Here is a 19,232-nt window from a genome sequence, read left to right as displayed (position 1 = left end):
GTCGTACTCGTTGGAAGTGCCGCCGCACCGGGCGTGCTATTGAACAGACCAGCGGCATTCAGCTCGTGGCTGAAAACCGGTCTCGACTGTTGGTCAGGTGCAACCACATTGCCGCGCGCGCCGCGTCCGCGTCCTGACGTTTGATGGCGTTGAAGATCGCCTCATGCTCAAGATTCGCCAGTTGCCCGAGCTTGCTCAAATCCACCGCCCCGCGCTCGGCCGCATTGACCCGGGTGCGCGGGATCATCGCGCTGCCAAGGTGTTGCATGATTTCGGTGAAGCAGACATTGCCGGTGGCTTCGGCAATCAGCAAGTGGAAGCGCCGGTCGGCTTCGACGCAGCTGTCGTTATTGGCCAATAGACGCTGATAGTCGTCCAGCGCCTGACGCATCTGCACCAGTTGTTGCTCGGTGCGGCGCTGCGCGGCCAGCGCCGCCGCTTGCGTCTCCAGGCCCATGCGCAGCTCGAGAATACTGCGCACCCCCAGCGCGGTGTCGACATTCAGCCGCAGCCCCTGCTCCGGCGCGCGTTCGATCACGAAGGTGCCGATACCATGCCGCGTCTCCACCAGCCCCGACGCCTGCAATTTTGAAATCGCCTCACGCACCACAGTGCGACTGACGCCGTGTTCCTGAACGATCGAGTTTTCCGACGGCAACTTGTCACCGGGCAGCATCTGACCGAGCAGGATGCTCTGGGTCAGTTTTTCCACCAGGTCGTGGGCCAGGTTGTGCGCGCGTTTACGGGCGGGGGCGTCGAAGTCGTCTTGCATGGTCGGTTCCGGTGATCGAGGCAAACCGATCGTAGCACTGGCGGCAATGACTTGTATGAGCTCCTATGAATTCCGGGATCCAACTTGTATGACAACACTCAATTTTAGATAGAAATTCATCCATTGCGCCGGGCAGTCGCCCCACTTGCACTGGAACAAAACGCTCTACTACGCGTGCCACCCCCCCTACAAAAGCCAACAAACACGGCGCATAAAATCTGAAAAAGCATAAAAACCCTTTCCCGTAGACAAATTTGATTGAGCACTCCCGCTTGTAGGACAAAAAAATCTAGTTGTATGATGTCTATCAACAACGCAACACCAGCCACAACCCGCATAAAAATAACGAGTGGGAGAAAACCAAGTGAAATCGTCCATTGCCGGGATGAACGAGGGCGCCAATTCGGTGCTGTCCTCCGCCATTGCCAAAGTCAAACGCCACGTCCTGCCGCTGTTCGTCATCATGTTCATCGTCAATTACATTGACCGGGTGAACATCGGTTTCGTCCGTACCCACATGGAACACGACCTCGGCATCGGTGCCGCGGCCTACGGTTTCGGTGCCGGTCTGTTCTTCATCGGTTACGCGCTGTTCGAAGTCCCTTCCAACATGTTGCTGCAAAAGGTCGGCGCGCGAATCTGGCTGACCCGCATCATGCTCACCTGGGGCCTGGTGGCCGCCGGCATGGCGTTCATCCAGAACGAAACCCACTTCTACATCCTGCGATTTCTGCTCGGCGTGGCCGAAGCCGGGTTCTTTCCCGGAGTGATCTACTACTTCACCCGCTGGTTGCCGGGGGCCGAGCGCGGCAAGGCGATTGCGATTTTCTTGAGCGGTTCGGCCGTGGCCTCGCTGATTTCCGGCCCGTTGTCCGGCCTGTTGCTGCAGATCGAAGGTCTGGGCATGCATGGCTGGCAGTGGATGTATTTCATTGAGGGGATGTTTTCGGTCTGCCTGTGCGTATTCGTCTGGTTCTGGCTCGACGCCAAGCCCCACGATGCGAAATGGCTGACCCGCGCCGAGCAGGATGCGCTGGTCAAAGCCATCGACGATGAACAGAAGGCCCGCGAAGCCGCGACCCCGATCCGCCCGTCGCTGGGCAAACTGCTCAAGGATCGCCAGATCATCCTGTTCTGCCTGATCTACTTCTTCATTCAATTGACGATCTACGCCGCAACGTTCTGGCTGCCGAGCATCATCAAGAAGATGGGCGAGATGAGCGACTTCCAGGTCGGCCTGTTCAACTCGATTCCGTGGCTGCTGTCCATCATTGGCATGTACGCGTTCGCTTCGTTCTCGGCGAAGTGGAAACACCAGCAGGCGTGGGTGGCCACTGCATTGCTGATCGCTGCTGCGGGGATGTTCATGTCCACCACCGGCGGGCCGATCTTCGCTTTTGTCGCGATCTGCTTTGCCGCACTGGGTTTCAAATCCGCATCGTCGCTGTTCTGGCCGATTCCGCAGGCTTATCTCGATGCGCGGATCGCCGCTGCCGTGATCGCGTTGATCAACTCAGTGGGCAACCTCGGCGGCTTCGTCGCTCCCACCACTTTCGGTTTGCTCGAGCAACACACCGGTTCGATCCAGGGCGGCCTCTATGGCCTGGCCGCGACCTCGATCATTGCCGCGATCATCGTATTCGCCGCCCGTATGACACCCAAATCCGCACCTGACGTCGCCGTGGCCGATGCCGCGCCGAAACACGCCTGAATCCGCTTGAAAGGACAACGCCAAATGACCGCACACGACATCGCCAAAGCTCCGATCATCACCGAAATGCAAGTCATCCCGGTGGCCGGCCACGACGGCATGCTGCTCAACCTGAGCGGCGCCCACGGGCCGTTTTTCACCCGTAACATCGTCATCCTCAAGGACAACGCCGGCCACACCGGCGTCGGTGAAGTGCCCGGCGGCGAACGCATCCGCCAGACCCTCGAAGACGCTCGCAGCCTGGTGGTCGGCAGCCCGATCGGTACTTATCAGAAGATCCTCAACCAGGTCCGCCAGACCTTCGCCGACCGCGATGCCGGCGGCCGTGGCCTGCAAACCTTCGACCTGCGCATCACCATTCACGCGGTCACCGGGCTGGAAGCCGCCCTGCTCGACCTGCTCGGCCAGCACCTCGACGTGCCAGTGGCCGCATTGCTCGGCGAAGGCCAGCAGCGTGATGAAGTGAAGATGCTCGGTTACCTGTTCTACGTGGGCGACCGCCGGGAAACCGACCTCGCCTACCGCAGCGAACCGGATGCCGACAACGACTGGTTCCGCGTGCGTCACGAGAAAGCCATGACCGCCGACGCCGTGGTGCGTCTGGCCGAGGCTGCGCACGCGCGTTATGGCTTCAAGGACTTCAAACTCAAGGGCGGCGTGCTCAGCGGCGATGCCGAAATCGAAGCGGTGACCGCACTGGCCGAGCGCTTCCCGGATGCCCGCATCACGCTCGATCCGAACGGCGCGTGGTCATTGAAAGAAGCGATCCGTTTGTGCCGCGACCAGCATCATGTGCTGGCCTACGCCGAAGACCCGTGCGGTGCAGAGAATGGTTATTCGGGCCGCGAAGTGATGGCTGAATTCCGCCGTGCCACCGGGCTGAAAACCGCCACCAACATGATCGCCACCGACTGGCGCGAAATGGGCCACGCGATCCAGTTGCAGTCAGTCGACATTCCGCTGGCCGACCCGCACTTCTGGACCATGCAGGGTTCGGTGCGCGTGGCGCAAATGTGCCACGAGTGGGGCCTGACCTGGGGCTCGCACTCCAACAACCACTTCGACATTTCCCTGGCGATGTTCACCCACGTCGCGGCCGCCGCACCGGGCGACATCACCGCCATTGACACCCACTGGATCTGGCAGGACGGCCAGCGCCTGACCAAGGCACCGCTGCAAATCGTCGACGGCTGCGTGCAGGTGCCGAAGAAACCGGGGCTGGGCGTGGAACTGGACATGGATCAGGTGGCCAAGGCCCACGAACTCTATAAAGGCATGGGGCTGGGCGCACGGGATGACAGCGTGGCGATGCAGTTTCTGATTCCGGGCTGGACGTTCGATAACAAGAAGCCGTGTCTGGTGCGTTAAGCCTGCGCAGCCTCCAGCAACCAGTGTTTGAACGCCGCCATCGCTGACGTCTCCGGCCGAGACTGCAAGCGCGTCAGCCAATAGCTGCCGGTGCTGATTTCGATGGCAAAGGGTTGGCGGATCAGGTCCGCCGCCAGTTGCCGGGCAAACATCAACGGCGGCGCCAATGCCACCCCGCCGCCCTGCAACGCCGCTTCCATCATCGCCAGCGACGAGTCGAACACGATGCTCTGGGGCGGCGCAGCATGGGTCGCCAGACCGGCCGCGTGAAACCATTCCGGCCACTCGTCGGTGCGATAGGAGCGCAGCAAACGGTGCTGCAGAAGATCCCCCGGCGTGTGCAGTTGCCGGGCGATTTCCGGCACGCAGAGCACCGACAATGGCGCCTCCAGCAAACGGGTCGCTTCAATGCCGTGCCACGCCCCGGCGCCAAACCGGATCGCGTAATCCAGCCCCTCGGCGGCGACGTCCACCCGGTTGTTGTTGGTCGACAGCCGCAAATCTATGAGCGGATGTTTCGCCTGAAAGTCCGCCAGCCTCGGCAACAACCAGCCAACGGCAAAGGTGCCCACCGCGCCGACCGTGAGCATTTCCCGATATTGCCCGCCTGCCAGACGCTCGAGCATCTGCGCGATATGATCGAACGACGTGGTCAGCACCGGCAGCAGGGTTTCGCCCTCGCCGGTCAGCATCAGCCCACGGGGCAGGCGTTTGAACAGGATCACGCCGAGTTGCGCTTCCAGACTTTTGACCTGATGGCTGACGGCCGCCTGGGTCACGCACAACTCCACGGCGGCGCGGGTGAAGCTCAAATGACGCGCAGAGGCCTCGAAGGCGCGCAATGCATTCAAAGGCAATTGAGGTCGAATCATGCCTAATCCCAAATTTTTCTAATGGCTCATCCGAGTTTTCATCGTTTGCCGAAAGACAACGGACTGCCTAGATTTGGCGGCGCCGATCAGCAGCCCAATGAAAAAACGCTCGCAGTGTAGCGGGATAACACCATCAACACTCATGGAGAGTGGTTCAAGCATGTCTTCGATCAACCTGAACAAATTCAAGTCCTACAGCGCTTTCGGACTTTTCTTCAGCACCGCCACTTGCCTGGCCGCCCCGCCAACCGACGATCAGTTGCAGGCACTGGTCAAGGCCACCGTGACCCCGGTCATGCAGCAACAGGACATCGCAGGTCTCGCCGTGGCCGTGACAGTCGATGGCAAGGCGCATTACTTTAATTACGGTGTCGCCGACAAAAGCACCGGGCGAGCGGTAAGTGAAAACACCCTGTTCGAAATCGGTTCGGTGAGCAAAACCTTCACCGCGACCCTCGCCGCGTACGCCCAGGCCAGCGGCAAACTGCAATTCTCCGACAAGGCCAGCCAGCACTGGCCCGAGCTGAAGGGCAGCGCCTTCGACCACATCAGCCTGCTGCAACTGGGCACCTACACTGCCGGGGGCCTGCCGCTGCAATTCCCGGATGCCGCGGATTCTGCCGACAAGATGCTCGGCTATTACCAACAGTGGAAACCGACCTTTCCGGCCGGCAGCCAGCGCCTGTATTCCAATCCAAGCATTGGTCTGTTCGGTTACCTGGCGGCGAAAAGCCTCGGCCAGCCGTTCAATCAGGTCATGACCGAAACCCTGCTGCCGAAACTCGGGCTCAAGCACACCTTCCTGTCAGTGCCGGCGTCTGAACAAAAGCTCTACGCCCAGGGCTATGACAAGAACAACAAACCGGTTCGAGTCAGCCCCGGCGCCCTCGATTCCGAAGCCTACGGCGTGAAAACCAGCGCCGCCGACCTGCTGCAATACGTCCAGGCCAACCTCGACACCGCCAAACTCGAAACACCTCTGCAAAAAGCCATCGCCCTCACCCACACCGGCTACTACACGGTCGGCGACATGACCCAGGGCCTGGGCTGGGAACGCTACACCTACCCGATCAGCCTCGAGCGCCTGCTGGACGGCAACTCGACGCCAATGGCCATGGAACCGCACAAGGTCAAATGGCTGAATCCGCCACAGCCAGAACTGGCGAACGTGCTGTTGAACAAGACTGGCTCCACCGCTGGCTACGGTGCGTATGTCGCGTTTGTACCGTCGAAGAAAGTCGGGATCGTGATTCTGGCGAATCGCAACTACCCGAATGGAGAGCGAGTGAAGATTGCGCACAGGATTCTGGGTGAGTTGACCCGGTAATCACGCCATAAAAAACGGGCGACCTGAGAAGGTCGCCCGTTTTTATTTCAGGGTTTGAAAACTACGCCTGTAGCTTCCAGCCCAGTACATCCATCAGATCGCAACTGTCGCGCAGCGGGATTGCCAGCACCCGGGCGAAGTCCTGCAGCAGCAAGGCGTCGTGGCCGATGCCGTCGCTCAATGAAAGTGTTTCCAGCAACTGCGTCACGCTGCGCAAGCGGTAGGCGGCGGTGCCGTGGAGTACGTCTAACGGGGCTTCTCGGTCGATCAGGAGACAGGGAATCTGGCAGTCGATGCCGGTGATGGGGATGTAACGGGGTTTGGAATTAGCGATTTGTTCGCGGGAATCTGAATTCGTGGGAGTTTCTGGCCTGCTCGGATCTGCTTTTTTCATGTGTGAAGACCTCTGACGTTAAGGGAGAAAACTGCCGAGCTCCCTTCCACGAGAGGGTGGCAGCTTTGCGCAGGTGTGGAAGTCCGGGGCCAGAGAAACCCGGTGCACTTGAGAGTGCTCCTGCGCATAGCTGCCATAAACAACGATGGTGGCATAAAAAATACCAACATGTGGTCACAGGCGCACATACGCTTCCCTGTTATCCCCGGACTTCCACATCCGACCGCTGATTTTGCAGCGGCCCGATGAGGTTATCGGCGTACGACTCAAGCCACCAGTTCACCAACGCCGCCGCGTTTTGAAGGAAACTTCCGATGGGTTTGAAGGGTGTTGCCGCGTAAATTTCCGGGCACATTCAGCAATGATTTTCAAAGGTGACCGGCTCAAAGAGATGCATCTAAACTGCACCGCATTGCCGGGTTATCGCGGATGAAATGACGTTCGCCAAACACCTGACCGACTGAAACACAGAGGGGAATGAATGAAGATCGACAGCCTCAAACTCACGAATGTAGGTCGGTTCAATGACATCACCGTTCATTTGGCTCCTCTCTCCGGATCCCATTCCAACGTCACAGTTTTCGTGGGAATCAACGGCGCCGGTAAAACCACCCTGCTGAAAGCGCTCACCACCTGCCTGAGCTGGCTGATAGCAAGAATTCGCACCCAAAAAGGCAATGGCAGCCATATCGCAGAGGAAGACATTCGCAAAGAGACCCCGGCTGCCATCGTCTCGATCGCGGTAGCAGAACCTGCACATCCGCGAGTCAGTCCCGACTCTGATCCCGATGAAGAAGACGATGTATTCGTATGGGGTATGTCACACAGCAAGCAGGAAGGGAAAACGGCTCTGAGCAGCTCCCTGGAAGACGTAAATCTGCTCGCCGATCACTATCGCGTCCTGCTGACAGCCGATGACAACGCCTCACTCCCCCTGATCGCCTACTATCCGGTGGAGCGATCGGCTATCGAAATCCCGCTGAAAATCAAAAGCGGACAAACCTTCGATCAACTGGCGGGCTACGACGACTCACTGAAACACAGCACCGACTTTCGCCGCTTCTTTGAATGGTTTCGAGAGCGTGAAGACAGCGAAAACGAGTCCGGCATTTCCGATTCCGCATTGAACGAAATAGCTCAAAAGCTTGGTGCTGAGAGCGAAGCCTGGAAGACGTTATCCGAGCTAAAAGCTTCGTCCCGTGACGCCCAACTGACGGCCGTCTGCTGCGCCATCGCGGCCTTCATGCCGGGCTTCACCAACCTGCGAGTACAGCGACAACCTCGCCTGCACATGGCGGTCGACAAGGACGGCGTCACTTTCAATGTCGCCCAATTGTCGCAAGGCGAAAAGTCGATGCTGGCGCTGGTCGGCGACATAGCCCGCCGACTGGCCATGATGAACCCGTCACTGGACAACCCGCTCCACGGCGAAGGCGTCGTCCTCATCGATGAGGTGGACCTTCATCTGCATCCGGAATGGCAGCTCAACCTTATCCAGCAATTGAGCAAAACATTTCCAAACTGCCAATTCGTGCTGACAACCCAATCTCCCCTGGTCGTTAGCGAAGCAAAAGATGCACTGGTTTATGTGCTGAATGACGACGAGCTTTACGAGCGCAACAACCTTTAAAAACTCGATGCCAATCAGATGTGGATCAAAACCACAGGAACCGGCATCGCAGAACAGTGTTGGATTGTCCTCCATGACCGCCTGCGGTCATCTTCAGATCAAAACACCGTGGGCAAAAAAATGGCGACCGCTTGATAACGTTCGCCATTTTTATTCAGAGCCTGCCTCAATCAATCATCCGGCATTTCCGGCGGCTTGGCCGGTTTGGTCGGTTTCGCCGGTTTTATCCCTTTCGCACCCTTGGCCGGCGCCGGTTCTGCAGCAGCCGGGGCCGTGACCACGGTGGAAGTGGCTTCTTTTTCAGCGGCAGGCAACGCATCAATGGTGTCGAAGATCTTCTTCAGATCGACCGCCGCCGCTTCCTCTCCAGAAGCCGTCAGTTTGGTCTCTCCATCCTTGCCCACCAGGAAGACTTTCGGATACGCCCCGGCGCCCAGCTTCAGCGAGCGCAGCAGCGCCATGGTTTGCTGCTGCTCGAGGCTTTTGCCATCGACCTGACCGCTCATGCTCAGGATGGTGTAAACCTTGATCTTGCGGTCGGCGATGCCTTGTTTGTTGGCCGGGTCGTCCAGCGCTTTTTTCAGGCTGACCCAATAAGAATCGACTGTGCTGGAAGCGATCACGATCAATGGGCGGTTAATGCCCTTGTCGACGTCCAGAGGGGAATCGCCGTCGGCGGCGAACAGGGGGCCGGCAATCGCCAGCAAGAGTGTCAGGGTCAGTGACCTGATGAGCATGCGCATCTCCTTTTGATATCCACGCTCTAATGATTGCGCATCGCGGCGATTGTTCCGGGGGGTGCCCGGCAAAAGTGTTTCGCCTTGCCCAAAGCTTAGGTCAGCACCGATTTTGCGCAACCGGTTGGGCGCGATCATGTCGCGCATTTGATTACCTTTTATGACCGCATTAGGGTGGCTGTTCAACCTGTGAAATGGAGTTCAACGCGCATGCACATCGACTACCTCTGCCATCACCCGCAACTGATCGAGGAACTGGCCGAACTCAACTTCAAGGAATGGGGCCAGTACAGCCCCGAAGACACCCTCGCCAGCCGCACCGAACGCATGCGCGCCGCCTGCGGCAAAGGCGCGATCCCCAGCGTGGTGGTGGCGATCGAAGATGGAAAACTGCTCGGCGGTGCGCTGCTGATCGACAGCGACATGGACACCCGTCCGCAACTGACGCCGTGGCTGGCCGGGGTCTACGTGAAGGCCGAACAGCGCGGCCGCGGGATCGCTTCGCAACTGGTCAACCGCATCGTCGAGGAAGCCGCCGCACTGGGGGTGCCACAGTTGTACCTGTACACCGATGCCGCGCAGTCGCTATATGCGCGCCTGGGTTGGGAGGTGCTGGAGGAAATGGAATATGACGGATTGCCGGTGACGGTGATGAAGCGCTCTATCAGCCAGTGATCGCTTGGCTCAGCGCCAATTCCAGCGCCGCTTCCAGCCCGGAGAGTTCGACGCATCGGCCGCCAAGCCAAAGCATTCCGTCATCAAGGCTGACGCTCAATGTCACCGCTGGTTTGTCACCCGGGTATTTGCGCAGCAGTAGATCAATACCGCCAGCGGTTTCATTGGTAGTGGAAATCAGGTCCCACTGGCTGCCACTCAAGTCCAGCAGCGTCTGTTGGCGCTGCTGATCAACCACTAGAGGCGCGTAGAGCCAGTGGCTCATGCGTATTTCCCGGGGCTCGACCGTGATGGCGAGACGGCCATTGCAATGGAATGTGATTTCGCTCATGGCTGCCTGCCGATCAGAACGCCAGCTTGTAACCGATCAATACCAGCATCGTCGCCAGGCACGGGCGTAGCAGTTCATCGGAGACGCGGCCGGTCAGGTGGCTGCCGAGCCAGATGCCCGGCAGCGAGCCGACCAGCAGAAAGCCCAGCACGCCCCAGTCCATGTTGCCCATGCTCGCGTGGCCGAGGCCGGCGACCAAGGTCAGCGGGACGGCGTGGGCGATTTCGGTGCCGACCAGGCGGCGGGTCGGCAGCAGCGGATAGAGGATGAACAGTGCGACGGTGCCAAGGGCGCCGGCGCCGATGGAGGTCAGGGCGACCATGGTGCCGAGGATCAGACCGGTGATCACGGTCATGACATTCAGGCGCGCGCCGCTGGGGTTATAGTTGCCGCCGGCGCGTTTGTGGGCGAATTCCAGCAGGCGCTTCTTGAACAGAATCGCCAGCGCCGTGGCGAACAGCACGAAGCCCAGCGCTTGCTTGATGATGGCGTTCATCGCATCCGGCGCGGTGTGCAGGGTGCTGAGGAACCACAAGGTCATCGCCACCGCCGGAACACTGCCCAGGGTCAGCCAGCCGGTGATGGCCCAGTCGATGTTCTTGTTCTTCCTGTGCACCAGCACGCCACTGGATTTGGTGATGGCCGCGTACAGCAGATCCGTGCCCACCGCCGTGGCCGGATTGATGCCGAACCACAGCAGGATCGGCGTCATCAACGAACCGCCGCCGACACCGGTCATGCCGACGATGAACCCCACCACCAGCCCGGCAATCACCAGGCCGAAATTTGCCAATTCCATTAAGACGTCCAGACAAACCACAGGAAAATCCGGCCCGCAGCATAACCAGTTTTCTTATAACGCCCTATATCGATCGGATCTATCGTTATGCCATTTCACTGCACAGGCAAAAAATTCAAAAACAACAGGCTCTGGGCGTAATTCAAACCGATGCGCCGGTAGCGCTCGTCGAGCATCTGGGTCAGCAGATCCAGACGCGCCACGACTTTGCCGAACTCCGTGGCGAAGCTCAGGTTGCTGCCCTCCTCGGAAATCTCGTTGGAAAACAGCAGCGGCTGGCCATCCTTGTTCTGCCGCTGAGCGAGGATCCACGTGGCTTTCTCGATGTTGCGCGCGGCGTTGTTGACGAAGGTCGGGTTGATCGCATCGGTCATGTAGAACTCGGTGCGATTGCCGTGGGCGGTGACCAGCATGCTGCCGATCGCATAGATGAACGCGCCGACCCGGTCGCCAAGGAATTCCGGGCTCATGGCATAGCTCAGCGCTGCCAGATCCTTTTTGCCGCCGAGGGTTGGCAAGGGTTGCTGTTGCTCGATGGCCAGTCGCACCTGCTTGACCGCCGTGCGAATGTCGAGAAAACCGGATTTGCGCAGTTCCTCCGGGTTACGCAAATACAACTTGCCCATCAAGCGGTAGAGGCTGTCGAGGTTGTCACGCATCGCCAGAGTTGCCATGCGATCGACGCTGGTCTGGAGAAATTCCTGAGGCCTGCCCTCGCGCATCTGGGTGATGAAATTGTTGCCGTCCTGATGGCTGCAACCGCCGAGCAGCAGCGTCGACAGGCAGGCCAGCAGCAGGCACGGGCGATGAATGAATGCAGCGATGGGGTGCAAAACTCTCGGCATGAATTCTTTGACGGACACGTTCCTGTGCGGCGGAAGTCACCGCACCCTGGCCATGGATAGAGCCGCGGATTTCGCAAAAGTGCAGTGCCGGCGTGGATTCCCGACCTTCGGCGCCCTTGGCTCAATCAATTTAGTCCGACTTTATTTTTGCATTAATCGTTTAATCCGCTATAAATTCCCATTCATCCATTAATTAGCATGACTATTTAAAGATTTTCAAAACAACAACAAAAAGGAAGGTCAACCCATGCTTCAATCCCGACACTCACTCTGCGGCCTCGGACTGTCCCTGATGATCGCCACCCTCTCCGCCCAGGCCGCCGGCCTGTCCAGCGAACACAAAGCCTTCGGCAAAACCAATGACGGCACGCCGGTCGAGCAATACATCCTGCGCAACAGCCACGGCATGCAAGCCACGGTCATCACCTACGGCGCGACCTTGCAGGCACTGCAAGTGCCGGACAAGCACGGCAAGCTCGACGACATCGTCCTCGGTTTCGATGATGTGCAGGGTTATCAGAAAGGCACCGCGTACTTCGGCGCAACCATCGGCCGCTTCGGCAATCGCCTGGCCGACGGTGCGTTCGAGCTCGACGGCAAACGCTACCAGGCGCCGCAGAACGACAAGACCAACGCCTTGCACGGCGGCACTCAGGGCTTCGACAAAAAGGTCTGGAAGGCGAAGGAAACCAAGGACAAGGATTCGGTCGGCGTGACCCTGACCTATCTGTCGGCGGATGGTGAAATGGGTTTCCCCGGCAACCTCACCACCGAGGTGACCTACCGCCTCACCGACAGCAACGAACTGCGCATCGACTACAAGGCCAGCACCGACAAACCCACTGTGCTCAACCTGACCAACCACAGCTACTTCAACCTTGCCGGCGCCGGCAATGGCGATATCCTCAAGCAAGTCGCCACCCTGCACGCCAGCCATTACACCCCGGTCACCGCCAAGCTGATTCCGACCGGCGAACTGGCGCCCGTGGCCGGCACGCCGATGGACTTCACCAAACCGACCGCCATCGGCCAGCACATCAAGGCCGACCATCCGCAGTTGAAATTCGCCGAAGAAAAACACGGCGGTTTCGATTTCAACTGGGCGCTGGACACCAAGGGTGACGTCAGCAAACTCGCTGCCGAAGTCAGTGACCCGCAATCCGGTCGCCACTTGCAGCTGTACACCAACGAACCGGGCGTGCAGTTCTACACCAGCAACTTCCTCGACGGCACGGTCAAGGGCAAGGGTGGCAAGGTCTATCCGCACTGGGGCGCGTTCACCCTGGAGACTCAGCACTACCCGGATTCGCCGAATCAGCCGAACTTCCCGAGCACCCGGCTCGATCCCGGCCAGACCTACACCCAGAGCGTGGTGTTGAAGTTCTCCGCCAAGTAAGCACCTGACCTCCTTTCTGGAACCGGACGGAACCCGTGGGCTATTCTGCTGCCCACTCAAGGTATCGACCGTTTCAGAAAGGAGGTTTGAATGCGTACCCTCGAATTGGCTGGCGTGCAGGTGCCGGTGATTGGCCAGGGCACCTGGCGCATGGGCGAAGACCGCTCGGCGCACACGCGTGAAGTCGCGGCCCTGCGCAGCGGCATCGAGCTGGGCATGACCCTGATCGACACCGCCGAAATGTACGCCGAGGGCGGTGCCGAAAGCGTGGTCGGCGAAGCCATTGCCGGCCTGCGCGATCAAGTGTTCCTGGTGAGCAAGGTCTACCCGCACAACGCCAGTCGCAAGGGCATTCCCCAGGCCTGCGAGCGCAGTCTGCGCCGGCTCGACACCGATTACATCGACCTCTATCTGCTGCATTGGCGCGGCCAGTATTCGCTGGAAGAAACCGTCGAGGCTTTCGAGCGTCTGCGCGAGGACGGCAAGATCGGTCGCTGGGGCGTGTCGAATTTCGACGTCGATGATCTCGAGGAACTGTCGAGTTCGGCCTGCGCGACCAATCAGGTGCTGTACAACCTGGAAGAGCGCGGCATCGAATTCGACCTGCTGCCGTGGTGCCAACAGCAGCGCATGCCGCTGATGGCGTACTGCCCGATCGGCCAGGGTGGCGCGATGCTTGCCGAGCCGGTGTTGAAACAGATTGCCGCTCGTCACGGCGTGACCCCGGCACAGGTTTCGTTGGCGTGGATTCTGCGTCAGGATGGGGTGATTGCAATTCCCAAGGCCGTGCGCCCGGAACACGTGCAGCTCAATGCACAAGCCGCGCAGCTGCAACTCGAGGCCGGGGATCTGGCGGCGCTGGACCAGGTGTTTCAGGCGCCAAAACGCAAGCAGCGGCTGGCCATGGTCTGAGCCACCGCCGACTGACAGAGGGCTTCGCCATGAGAAGCACTGATCAGGACGATCCATTCAACCTGCAACGCTTCGTGCTTGCCCAGGACCCGGTGTTCGAACGGGTCCAGCGCGAGCTCCGCGAGGGCCGCAAACGCAGCCACTGGATGTGGTTCGTGTTCCCGCAGTTGGCCGGGCTCGGCGGCAGCGAGATGTCGCGGCGGTTCGCGATCAACTCGGCGCCGGAAACCCGCGCCTACCTCGACCACCCGTTGCTCGGCGCCCGGCTGCGAACCTGCACGCAGCTGGTGCTGAACGCACAGCAGCGTTCAATTGCCGAAATCTTCGGCCATCCAGACGACCTGAAATTCCACTCATCGATGACCCTGTTCGCCCAGTTCGCTGACGACGACAGCCTCTGGCATCAGGCGCTGGAGCGTTTCTTCCACGGCATTCAGGACGAGTGGACCCTGCAACTGCTGGACTCAAAACAGGCCCAGTTGCCCCCCGATCAGGGTTGAGAAATCGTCGTCGACAAACGGCAGGATCGCATCCGCCACCGGTTGCAGCTGGCGAGTGATGTAGTGGTCGTAGTCGATGGCCGCGCGGCGCACTTCCAGCGGCTCTGGGCCGGCCAGGGTGATGACGTAGCTGATCCAGCCACCGTTCTGGTACTGGCGCGGGCGACCGTGTTGCGCGTTGTAATCATCGGCCAGCCGCGCGGCGCGCACATGGGGCGGCACGTTGCGTTCGTAATCGTCGAGGGTGCGGCGCAGGCGCTTGCGGTAGACCAGTCGCTCGTCGAACTCGCCGGCCAGGGTCTTGCGCACGTAATCGCGCACGTAATCCTGATACGGCTTGCGCTGGAAGATCCGCTCGTACAGCTCCTGCTGGAATTGCCGGGCCAGCAGCGACCAGTCGGTGCGCACGGTTTCCAGGCCTTTGTAGACCATTTCCTCGCTGCCGTCGGCGCGGGTCACCAGGCCGGCGTAGCGCTTTTTGCTGCCTTCCTCGGCACCGCGAATGGTCGGCATCAGAAAGCGCTTGTAGTGGGTTTCGAACTGCAATTCGAGGGCGCTTTCCAGCCCGTACTGCTCGCGCACATGCTCGCGCCACCAGTCGTTGACGTTTTGCACCAGCGCCCGGCCGATGGTTGCCGCCTCTTCCTGACCGTGGGGGCGACGCAGCCAGACGAACGTCGAGTCTGTATCGCCATAAATCACCGCGTGGCCCTGGGCTTCGATCAACTGCCGGGTGCGCAGCATGATCTCGTGGCCGCGCAGGGTGATCGATGACGCCAGTCGCGTATCGAAAAACCGGCAGCCGCTGGAACCGAGCACACCGTAAAAGGCGTTCATGATGATCTTCAGCGCCTGGGACAACGGCGCGTTTTGCTCACGCTTGGCGGTCTCGCGGCCCTCGGCGACCCGGGCGACGATGGACGGCAGGCAATGCCGGGTGCGAGAGAAACGAGCGCCGCGAAAACCTGGCACCGAGTCGCTGTCGTCAGGATGCTGCAAGCCTTCGATCAACCCCACCGGATCAATCAGAAAGGTACGAATGATCGACGGGTAAAGGCTCTTGTAGTCGAGCACCAGCACCGATTCGTACAGCCCCGGTTGCGAGTCCATGACAAACCCGCCGGGGCTGGCCTGCGGTGGATTGGTGCCGAGGTTCGGCGCCACAAAACCCTGGCGGTGCATCAGCGGCATGTACAAATGGGTGAATGCCGCCACCGAGCCGCCGCTGCGATCCGCCGGCAGGCCGGTGACGCTGGCGCGCTCGAGCAAAAACTTCAGCAACTCGGTCTTGGCGAAGATCCGCGTGACCAGTTCGCAGTCCTTGAGGTTGTACTTGGCCAGCGCCGGTTTGTCCTCGGCGAACATGCGGTTGATCTCGTCCATGCGCTGGTACGGATTGTCGATGGACTTGCCTTCGCCAAGCAGGGTCTGGGCGACGTTTTCCAGACTGAACGAGGGAAAGCTCCAGGTCGCCGAACGCAGGGATTCGATGCCATCGATGATCAACCGCCCCGCCGCTGCCGCGAAGTAATGATTGCGGCTACCGTGCTCGCGCCACTGCATTTCCTCGCCGCCGCGCCCGAGTTTGAGCGGCACGCCGAGGCGCCGGGCGTGTTCGTGGAGGATACGCAGGTCGAACTGCACGAGATTCCAGCCGATGATCGCGTCTGGGTCGTGGCAGGCGAACCAGTCGTTGAGCTTCTTCAGGATCAGGGTGCGCGACTCGCAGTACTCGAGATCGAAATCGACGATGCTGGCATCGCCATTCGGTGCGCCGAGCATGTATACCTGGCGCTCGCCGCAACCTTCCAGGGCGATGGAGTACAACTCGCCCTGCTCGGTGGTTTCGATGTCCAGCGAGACCAGCCGCAGTTGCGGGCGATAGTCAGGTGAAGGTTTGAGGTGGGCGTCGAGCAACACGCCGTCGGCATCGGGCGTGCCGCTGAACCAGACGGGCGCGGTGATGAAACGCTCCATCAGGTAGCGCTCGGGCGGTCGCACGTCGGCTTCGAAGACATCGACACTGTGCCGGTTGAGCGCGGTTTCGAGGCGCATCAACTGACCGTGCTGCTGGCAATACAGCCCGAGCACCGGGCGATGCTCGAAATCCTGCAGGGCCAAGGGGCGCAGTTCGACGTTCTTTTCGTCCGCCAGCACCCGCTCGGCCTGCTCGCGCTGCGCCGCCGGGATGAACGCCACCGACGGCTGATGCGGCAGGCGCACACGGCGCGGCCCGGCGTCGGTCGCCAGCCAGAACTCGACTTCGGTGCCGGCCGGGGTGTCGCGCCAATGCCGGGTCAGGACGAAGCCCTGCTGTAAATCCACCACTGCAACCTCAGGAATTGATTCAGACGGGCATTCTACGCGGCATTGCCGCCACCCGTGACAAAGGCCTCGCCATGAAAAACCCGGTCAAATGACGTTTTTTGCGTGTTATCTGCCGTTTTGCGGCCTTGCCCTGCGCGCCTGCGTCTACGATGCTTGGAGAACAACGACAACACCTGAGTAACCGCCATGAAAACCGTCGCCCAACTGCTCAAGCTCAAAGATCCGAAAAATCAGGAAGTGCACCAGATCAAACCCGATCACATGGTGCTCGAAGCGCTGATGAAAATGGCCGAGAAGAACGTCGGCGCCTTGCTCGTGGTGGAAGACGACAACGTGGTGGGCATCATCAGCGAGCGCGATTACGCACGCAAACTGGTGCTGCACGGACGCTCCTCGGTGGGCACGCCGGTGCGCGACATCATGGTGGCGAACGTGATCACGGTAGACACCCATCAGACCGTCGACACTTGCCTCGGCATCATGTCCGACAAACGCCTGCGTCACTTGCCCGTGGTGGAGAACGGCAAGCTGATCGGCCTGCTGTCGATCGGCGACCTGGTCAAGGAAGCGATTGCCGAACAGGCCGAACTGATCAAACAGCTGGAGCAGTACATTCGCGGGGAGTGATCAGCCGGGCCAATGCCGCGCAAAGACCGGCGCCAGCACCGGGTGCCGGTCGATGCGCTGCAGCCACGCATGGAAACCGGGTCGAGCCTGGCGCAGGTGATCGCGGGCACCGGCCCAGCGCGTGACCACCGCCGCCAGCACATCCAGTGCGCCCGGTGTTTCATCGTCCAGGTACAGCTCGGCCGAGAACTGATCGGCAAACACCTCCCAGCTCCAGTGCAGTCGTTCCCGCGCACCCGCCATCAGATTCTGTCGCGAGACCTCGTCCGGCATCACCAGCCAGCGTTCCGGGTAATCAATGATCCCGATGGCCGCATAACAATTGCTGACGATGTACACCAGGCCCCGAATCGCCTGATCGCGGTCAGCGCCGTTGGCCGGCAGCAGGCCGGATTGCGCAAAGCTTTGCCCCAGATGAATCAGGATCGCCGCACTTTCGGTGATGACACTGCCGTCCGGCAGTTGCAGGGTCGGGATCTGTTTGAGCGGATTGAGCCGCGCCAGCTCCTGCGCCGCTTCCGCACTGGCCTCGATATCGATGAAGCGGTAAGCCACCTGGCACAGCTCGAGCGCCGCCTCGATGGCCGCTGCTCCTGAGTTGCGGTGTCCGTAGAGCTGATACATATCCCCTCCTCCACTGCGAAAGGCATCCCGCCTGGCCCTATTTATAGCCGTTGTATCGAATTTGGCACGGATTGCGCATTCATCGGCAGCTTGCGAATCCCTGATCTCGCAAAACAGCGCTGGCGGTGCCCATCCCGCACCAAGAGCAATCAGCGAACGCTATCCGCGTTCTTGTAAGGTGCGATACCGAACCAAAAGTTCGCGTATCCGAGCTGGCAACAAGGAGTTCACCGCGTGAATCTTCATCTGCTGCGCCACCCTCTTCTCTCCGTGCCCGTTTACCTGCGCCGCGTTCGCCCGCCGAACAGTCCGTGCATTCCTTTTATTACCTGAACACCTTCACTATTTATTTTTTAAATAGCACGCAAGCAGTCATTGCGTGCGCGCTGCATTAATGAATGCCAGAACAGATTGTTCGACAATAACTTTCAGACAGCACACCCGTACAACTTTTGCTGTTTGGAGTTGATGCTCGAAGCGCACCAAAACTGCACTTCCAGTCATTACATCGTTCATGCGGAGCGACCGACTTTACTTAAACAAGAACAAGGAACATCGCCTGTGACCCGCTAAAACCCTGACCCGCACCAAATCAGTCCGCCACGCACCATCACGCGCCCTGGCCGACACGAGAACAGCCGCTCTATCTCGCTGAACAGCGCGATACCGCGCCAGAGCTGTCTCGCCCTGAAAAAAGCCCTGCAAACAGGGCCATCGGGACGACATGCGCCCAGGAAAACCGGCCTGTTTAATGAAACTTATATAAATGCGACATACGTATCACCCATGAAATAACCGATACACATTTGGTCACTCTTTGGCACAGCGGTTGCTATTGCATCAACCATGAGGGCAAGAATGATGTTCGCCACTCAATTGCACACTCACTTATAAAAGAACAGCCACGGACCGGATCAATGAACCATCGAAGTCGACGTTACTGAAGCAATAAGCTGCACAAGCCCTGTTCAATAGATAGTTCAACTATCGGCTTCTGCACACCTGTATGAAAGTTGCGACCACTCACTCGAACAACGCGGTGTTGTTCGAACGGCACCTTATTGCCCTTCATCCAGCCGAGGGAGCTTTAATGAACGATGCGGTAAAGCACAGAAGTCCGCCGGGGCCCTTGCGGGAAGCGCCGCTCCCGTCGGTTGCGGGCCGGCCCGTGTTTAAGGCCAACACTTCGCAGCCCGGCGGCCTGAACAAACAGCAGATGCTGTTGCTGGTGGCGGTGTCGGCGTTGATACACGGCGGCGCCTGGTGGTTTTTCCAGCAGGCGCGGGCCGAACCGCTGCCCACGCCACCGGAAATTCCGGAAATGACCGTCGAGCTGACCAGCCCGACACCGCCGGCCCCGCCGACACCGGAGCCGCCGCCGCCC

The 19,232-nt window shown here is 59.9% G+C and carries 18 protein-coding genes and 1 pseudogene; 10 read left to right on the top strand and 9 right to left on the bottom strand.

Annotated features, from left to right (window positions below):
• Positions 1–58: 58 nt before the first annotated feature.
• Entirely contained in the window at positions 59–772 is a 714-nt protein-coding gene (locus CAG25_RS23370; RefSeq protein WP_039767639.1) for a FadR/GntR family transcriptional regulator, read from the bottom strand.
• 364 nt (positions 773–1,136) lie between these two features.
• Here CAG25_RS23370 and CAG25_RS23365 point away from each other — a divergent pair, with 364 nt between their 5' ends.
• Entirely contained in the window at positions 1,137–2,483 is a 1,347-nt protein-coding gene (locus CAG25_RS23365; RefSeq protein ID WP_085612725.1) for an MFS transporter, read from the top strand.
• A 24-nt stretch (positions 2,484–2,507) separates the two neighbouring features.
• A complete protein-coding gene (gene gudD / locus CAG25_RS23360; RefSeq protein ID WP_085608310.1) occupies positions 2,508–3,851 on the top strand; it encodes a glucarate dehydratase in 1,344 nt (447 codons plus the stop codon).
• On the opposite strand, the gene CAG25_RS23355 is transcribed toward gudD, so the two are convergent.
• Positions 3,848–4,723, bottom strand: coding sequence for a LysR family transcriptional regulator (locus CAG25_RS23355; RefSeq protein WP_085612726.1), 876 nt, complete (start codon positions 4,721–4,723; stop codon positions 3,848–3,850). The two genes, gudD and CAG25_RS23355, sit on opposite strands and share 4 nt — an antisense overlap.
• A 160-nt stretch (positions 4,724–4,883) precedes the next feature.
• On the opposite strand from CAG25_RS23355, the gene ampC reads away from it, so the two are divergent.
• Complete coding sequence (gene ampC, locus CAG25_RS23350; RefSeq protein WP_085612727.1) at positions 4,884–6,050, top strand: class C beta-lactamase; 1,167 nt, start codon at positions 4,884–4,886, stop codon at positions 6,048–6,050.
• A 61-nt stretch (positions 6,051–6,111) separates the two neighbouring features.
• On the opposite strand, the gene CAG25_RS23345 is transcribed toward ampC, so the two are convergent.
• Positions 6,112–6,444 carry a hypothetical protein gene (locus tag CAG25_RS23345; protein ID WP_371857745.1) on the bottom strand — a complete coding sequence of 111 codons (333 nt, stop codon included), beginning with the start codon at positions 6,442–6,444 and terminating at the stop codon, positions 6,112–6,114.
• Positions 6,445–6,925: 481 nt separating this feature from the next.
• Here CAG25_RS23345 and CAG25_RS23340 point away from each other — a divergent pair, with 481 nt between their 5' ends.
• On the top strand, positions 6,926–8,074 hold the full coding sequence (locus tag CAG25_RS23340) for an AAA family ATPase (RefSeq protein ID WP_085612728.1): 1,149 nt from the start codon (positions 6,926–6,928) through the stop codon (positions 8,072–8,074).
• 170 nt (positions 8,075–8,244) lie between these two features.
• On the opposite strand, the gene CAG25_RS23335 is transcribed toward CAG25_RS23340, so the two are convergent.
• Entirely contained in the window at positions 8,245–8,811 is a 567-nt protein-coding gene (locus CAG25_RS23335) for a DUF4174 domain-containing protein (RefSeq protein WP_085612729.1), read from the bottom strand.
• Between the two features lie 210 nt (positions 8,812–9,021).
• On the opposite strand from CAG25_RS23335, the gene CAG25_RS23330 reads away from it, so the two are divergent.
• Complete coding sequence (locus CAG25_RS23330) at positions 9,022–9,486, top strand: GNAT family N-acetyltransferase (RefSeq protein WP_085612730.1); 465 nt, start codon at positions 9,022–9,024, stop codon at positions 9,484–9,486.
• Here the strand turns inward: CAG25_RS23330 and CAG25_RS23325 are convergent.
• From CAG25_RS23325 to CAG25_RS23315, 3 genes are all read right to left on the bottom strand, one after another.
• Positions 9,476–9,817: a hypothetical protein gene (locus tag CAG25_RS23325; RefSeq protein ID WP_085612731.1), complete on the bottom strand. Its 342-nt coding sequence runs from the start codon at positions 9,815–9,817 to the stop codon at positions 9,476–9,478. The two genes, CAG25_RS23330 and CAG25_RS23325, sit on opposite strands and share 11 nt — an antisense overlap.
• Before the next feature lie 13 nt (positions 9,818–9,830).
• On the bottom strand, positions 9,831–10,616 hold the full coding sequence (locus tag CAG25_RS23320; protein WP_011335062.1) for a sulfite exporter TauE/SafE family protein: 786 nt from the start codon (positions 10,614–10,616) through the stop codon (positions 9,831–9,833).
• Between the two features lie 95 nt (positions 10,617–10,711).
• Positions 10,712–11,461 (bottom strand): hypothetical protein, encoded by a 750-nt coding sequence (locus CAG25_RS23315; protein WP_039767696.1) that lies wholly within the window; start codon positions 11,459–11,461, stop codon positions 10,712–10,714.
• A gap of 247 nt (positions 11,462–11,708) precedes the next feature.
• Here CAG25_RS23315 and CAG25_RS23310 point away from each other — a divergent pair, with 247 nt between their 5' ends.
• The 3 genes from CAG25_RS23310 to CAG25_RS23300 all read left to right on the top strand — a co-directional run bounded on the left by CAG25_RS23310 (position 11,709) and on the right by CAG25_RS23300 (position 14,269).
• A complete protein-coding gene (locus CAG25_RS23310; protein WP_085612732.1) occupies positions 11,709–12,857 on the top strand; it encodes an aldose epimerase family protein in 1,149 nt (382 codons plus the stop codon).
• Positions 12,858–12,947: 90 nt separating this feature from the next.
• Positions 12,948–13,769: an aldo/keto reductase gene (locus CAG25_RS23305; protein WP_085612733.1), complete on the top strand. Its 822-nt coding sequence runs from the start codon at positions 12,948–12,950 to the stop codon at positions 13,767–13,769.
• Positions 13,770–13,798: 29 nt separating this feature from the next.
• Entirely contained in the window at positions 13,799–14,269 is a 471-nt protein-coding gene (locus CAG25_RS23300; RefSeq protein WP_085612734.1) for a DUF1810 domain-containing protein, read from the top strand.
• Here CAG25_RS23300 and CAG25_RS23295 read toward each other — a convergent pair.
• Positions 14,234–16,594, bottom strand: a complete 2,361-nt coding sequence (locus CAG25_RS23295) for a DNA polymerase II (protein ID WP_178076489.1) — start codon at positions 16,592–16,594, stop codon at positions 14,234–14,236. The two genes, CAG25_RS23300 and CAG25_RS23295, sit on opposite strands and share 36 nt — an antisense overlap.
• A gap of 189 nt (positions 16,595–16,783) precedes the next feature.
• Between CAG25_RS23295 and CAG25_RS23290 the strand changes: the two genes are divergently transcribed.
• Complete coding sequence (locus CAG25_RS23290) at positions 16,784–17,224, top strand: CBS domain-containing protein (RefSeq protein ID WP_011335068.1); 441 nt, start codon at positions 16,784–16,786, stop codon at positions 17,222–17,224.
• Here the strand turns inward: CAG25_RS23290 and CAG25_RS23285 are convergent, their stop codons facing one another.
• Positions 17,225–17,848 (bottom strand): glutathione S-transferase N-terminal domain-containing protein, encoded by a 624-nt coding sequence (locus CAG25_RS23285; protein WP_085612736.1) that lies wholly within the window; start codon positions 17,846–17,848, stop codon positions 17,225–17,227.
• Between the two features lie 1,090 nt (positions 17,849–18,938).
• Between CAG25_RS23285 and CAG25_RS23280 the strand changes: the two are divergent.
• Positions 18,939–19,232 (top strand): annotated as a pseudogene (locus tag CAG25_RS23280) (energy transducer TonB); the annotation flags it as partial.

Source organism: Pseudomonas sp. B16(2017), assembly GCF_002113205.1.
Taxonomy (GTDB): domain Bacteria; phylum Pseudomonadota; class Gammaproteobacteria; order Pseudomonadales; family Pseudomonadaceae; genus Aquipseudomonas; species Aquipseudomonas pharyngis.
Note: the sequence above shows the minus strand (reverse complement) of the source record. Positions and strands in the feature narration are given on the sequence as shown.

Excerpts from the sequence above, each read along its gene's own strand:
- CAG25_RS23285 (WP_085612736.1), bottom strand. The coding sequence starts at position 17,848 with ATGTATCAGCTCTACGGACACCGCAACTCAGGAGCAGCGGCCATCGAG.
- CAG25_RS23370 (WP_039767639.1), bottom strand. The coding sequence starts at position 772 with ATGCAAGACGACTTCGACGCCCCCGCCCGTAAACGCGCGCACAACCTG.
- CAG25_RS23300 (WP_085612734.1), top strand. The coding sequence starts at position 13,799 with ATGAGAAGCACTGATCAGGACGATCCATTCAACCTGCAACGCTTCGTG.
- CAG25_RS23335 (WP_085612729.1), bottom strand. The coding sequence starts at position 8,811 with ATGCTCATCAGGTCACTGACCCTGACACTCTTGCTGGCGATTGCCGGC.
- CAG25_RS23320 (WP_011335062.1), bottom strand. The coding sequence starts at position 10,616 with ATGGAATTGGCAAATTTCGGCCTGGTGATTGCCGGGCTGGTGGTGGGG.
- CAG25_RS23310 (WP_085612732.1), top strand. The coding sequence starts at position 11,709 with ATGCTTCAATCCCGACACTCACTCTGCGGCCTCGGACTGTCCCTGATG.
- CAG25_RS23305 (WP_085612733.1), top strand. The coding sequence starts at position 12,948 with ATGCGTACCCTCGAATTGGCTGGCGTGCAGGTGCCGGTGATTGGCCAG.
- gudD (WP_085608310.1), top strand. The coding sequence starts at position 2,508 with ATGACCGCACACGACATCGCCAAAGCTCCGATCATCACCGAAATGCAA.
- CAG25_RS23330 (WP_085612730.1), top strand. The coding sequence starts at position 9,022 with ATGCACATCGACTACCTCTGCCATCACCCGCAACTGATCGAGGAACTG.
- CAG25_RS23315 (WP_039767696.1), bottom strand. The coding sequence starts at position 11,461 with ATGCCGAGAGTTTTGCACCCCATCGCTGCATTCATTCATCGCCCGTGC.
- CAG25_RS23325 (WP_085612731.1), bottom strand. The coding sequence starts at position 9,817 with ATGAGCGAAATCACATTCCATTGCAATGGCCGTCTCGCCATCACGGTC.
- CAG25_RS23345 (WP_371857745.1), bottom strand. The coding sequence starts at position 6,444 with ATGAAAAAAGCAGATCCGAGCAGGCCAGAAACTCCCACGAATTCAGAT.
- CAG25_RS23290 (WP_011335068.1), top strand. The coding sequence starts at position 16,784 with ATGAAAACCGTCGCCCAACTGCTCAAGCTCAAAGATCCGAAAAATCAG.
- CAG25_RS23340 (WP_085612728.1), top strand. The coding sequence starts at position 6,926 with ATGAAGATCGACAGCCTCAAACTCACGAATGTAGGTCGGTTCAATGAC.
- ampC (WP_085612727.1), top strand. The coding sequence starts at position 4,884 with ATGTCTTCGATCAACCTGAACAAATTCAAGTCCTACAGCGCTTTCGGA.
- CAG25_RS23355 (WP_085612726.1), bottom strand. The coding sequence starts at position 4,723 with ATGATTCGACCTCAATTGCCTTTGAATGCATTGCGCGCCTTCGAGGCC.